The organism is Hyphomicrobium sp., from assembly GCF_036780825.1.
Lineage (GTDB): Bacteria > Pseudomonadota > Alphaproteobacteria > Rhizobiales > Hyphomicrobiaceae > Hyphomicrobium_C.
Map to the genome: position 1 here is coordinate 20956 of NZ_DAIQCD010000043.1, position 3158 is coordinate 24113.

Below are 3158 nucleotides of genomic sequence, written 5' to 3' on the forward strand. Positions count from 1 at the left end.
GTGATCAGCGTTTCAGCCTCATGCTGCGCCACCTCGAACACCAGCTCGTCGTGAACCTGCAGCAACATGCGCGCCGTTTCGAGCCGGGCACTCTCCAGCGCCGGGCCCATCCGGACCATGGCGCGGCGCAAGATGTCGGCGGCGCTGCCCTGGATCGGCGCGTTGATCGCTGCGCGCTCAAGGTTGCCGCGCACACCGGGATTCCTCGTGTTGATCTCCGGATAATGAATCCGGCGGCCGAAGATCGTCTCCACGAACCCCACGTCATGCGCGCGCTTCTTGGTCGCGTCCATGTAGTCGCGGATGCCGGGGAAGCGCTCGAAATAGGTCTTGATGTAGGCGCCGGCCTCCTCGCGCGAGATGCCGAGCTGATTGGCGAGCCCGAACGCGGAGATCCCGTAGATGATGCCGAAGTTGATGGCTTTGGCGCGCCGGCGCACCTCGGGCGGCATGCCTTGGATCGGCACGCCGAACATTTCCGACGCCGTCATGGCATGAATGTCGAGCCCGTCCGCGAAGGCACCTTTGAGCTGCGGAATATCGGCAATGTGCGCAAGAACGCGCAGCTCGATCTGCGAGTAGTCGGCCGAAACGAGCACGTTTCCCGCATCGGCGATGAAGGCGGTGCGGATCTCGCGGCCTTCCTTGGTGCGGATCGGAATGTTCTGCAGGTTGGGGTCGGAAGAGGCCAGCCGTCCCGTCGTCGTCGAGGCGAGCGCATAACTCGTGTGAATGCGCCCGGTCTCGCCATGGATGAACGCGGGCAGCGCATCGGTATAGGTCGATAGTAGCTTCGAGAGCTGGCGCCACTCGAGCATCTTGTTGATGAGGCCGCGAGCGCTCTCGGGCACATCCTCGTTGGCGGCAAGGTCGTCGAGCAGACCGGCGCGCGTCTCCCACTGGCCGCTCTTGGTACGCTTGCCCCCGGGGAGCTTCAGCCGGTCGAACAGCAATTCGCCAAGCTGCTTCGGCGATCCGAGATTGAATTTGTGGCCGACGAGCCCGTTGATCTCCTCTTCGAGGCGGGTGAGAGACTGCGCGAACGTCGAGGAGAGTCGCGACAGCACGCCCTTGTCCACGAGAATGCCGTTGTGCTCCATGCCGGCGATCACCGGAACGAGCGGCCGCTCAAGGGTCTCGTATACCGTCGCCAGCCGCTCCGCCGCCAGCCGCGGCTTGAGCTTCATCCATAGGCGCAGCGTCACGTCGGCGTCTTCGGCGGCGTATGCGGCCGCCTTCTCGATCGGAACCTGGGCGAAGTTCTTCTCACCCTTCTTGCCGGGCGCTAGCTCCAGCACCTTATCAAACGAGAGGCACGTGTAGGACAGATGGCGCTCGGCGAGCGTATCCATGCCGTGCCCCCAGCGCCCGCAATCGAGCACATAGGAGATCAGCATCGTATCGTCGATCGGAGCCAGCTCGATGCCGTAGCGCTTGAGCACGAGCATGTCGAACTTGATGTTGTGCCCGATCTTGAGGATCGCAGCGTCCTCGAGCAGAGGCTTGATCAGCGCCAGCGTCTCGGCAAGCGGCGCCTGCGGAAGGCCGCCGCCATCGCCGAAATCGAAGCCGCCCTCCGCCGGCCGGTGCCCGACCGGCACATAGCATGCCTTCCCCGGCGCGACCGCCATCGAGAAGCCGACGAGGTCGCAATTCATGCAATCAAGCGCCGTCGTCTCGATATCGATTGCGAAGCGTCCGGCATCACGCGCCGCCGCGATCCACCACGCGAGCCGGTCGAGACCGGTGACGGTTTCATAGGCCGAACGGTCGAACGGCACATTCGCCACCCTGGCCGACACGATCGCCGCTCCGGCCGCTGGCGTTCCTGGCCCATGCGTATCCTGCAGCTGCTCTATTTCTTTTGAGGGCGCTTCCCTTCCTCCTTGTGAGAAAGCCGAGGAGCTTGCAACACCAGCCGCTGCGGTGTTCTCTCCTTCCGTCCCCTTCCCAGCCGGAGGAGACACGGCGGCAACCGCTGGCACCTCGACGCCAAGCTTCTCCGCAATGCGTTTGGTGAGCGTCGTGAATTCCATCTTGCGCAAGAAGGCGAGCAGCGTCTCTGCCTGAGGATCCTGAATCCCGAACTGCTCCGCCGGCACCTCCACCGGCACGTCCTCCTTCAGGCGCACCAGTTCGCGCGAGATGCGCGCCTGCTCTGCAAACTCGATCAACCTCTCGCGCCGCTTCGGCTGCTTGATCGAGCCCGCGGCCGCCAGCAGCGACTCGAGATCGCCATAGTTCGTGATCAGCTCCGCCGCCGTCTTGACGCCGATCCCCGGGACACCGGGCACGTTGTCCGTCGAGTCGCCGGCCAGCGCCTGCACGTCGACCACCTTGTCGGGAGCCACCCCGAACCTCGCGAACACCTCGTCGCGATCGATCTTCTTGTTCTTCATACCGTCCCACATGACCACGCCGGGACGCACGAGTTGCATGAGATCCTTATCCGACGAGACGATGGTGACGTCGCCGCCCTTCTCCACGACCTCCTTGGCGTAGGTTGCGATGAGATCGTCGGCCTCGTAGCCGAGTTGCTCAAGGCAGGCGACGTTGAACGCCCGCACGGCCTCGCGGATCAGCGGGAACTGGGGCACCAGTTCCTCGGGGGCCGGCGGCCGGTGCGCCTTGTAATCCTGATAGATGTCATTCCGGAACGTTTTCTCGGAGGCATCAAACACGACGGCGAGATGAGTGGGCGCTTCGGACGCTTTGGTCTCCACGAGAAGCTTCCACAGCATGGCGCAAAAGCCATGGACGGCGCCGACCGGCATTCCGTCCGACGGCCGCGTAAGGGGCGGCAGCGCGTGAAATGCCCGGAAAATGTAGCCAGATCCATCGATTAGATAGACGTGGCTGCCCTTGATGATCGGCACCGGCTCGCCTTCGGGCACGGTGCACTGGGGCGCAGGGCGCGAGGTTGTCTGGGGGGAATTTTGGCTCATGGGCGCGCAATATAGGCGGGTCGGCGCTTCCGGTCAGCCCCTTGCCGCGGCGCGGGAAGAGATTCGAAAGGCCGTTTGCTCCGGCATCCGGAATGCGCTATCTGGTGCGTCTCTCCGCGTCGCATAGTGGCGCGTGCACCCGTAGCTCAGCTGGATAGAGTGCTGCCCTCCGAAGGCAGAGGTCACAGGTTCGAATCCTGTCGGGTGCGCCAA

Annotated in this window: 1 protein-coding gene and 1 tRNA gene; one reads left to right on the forward strand and one right to left on the reverse strand. The window is 64.1% G+C overall.

Annotation, left to right across the window (positions count from 1 at the left end; translation table 11 throughout):
- On the reverse strand, positions 1–2945 hold a 2945-nt coding region (gene polA / locus V7P99_RS13335), incomplete at its 3' end, for a DNA polymerase I (RefSeq protein WP_333795319.1).
- 135 nt (positions 2946–3080) lie between these two features.
- Here polA and V7P99_RS13340 point away from each other — a divergent pair.
- Positions 3081–3157, forward strand: a tRNA-Arg gene (locus tag V7P99_RS13340).
- The last annotated feature ends 1 nt before the right edge of the window (position 3158 follow it).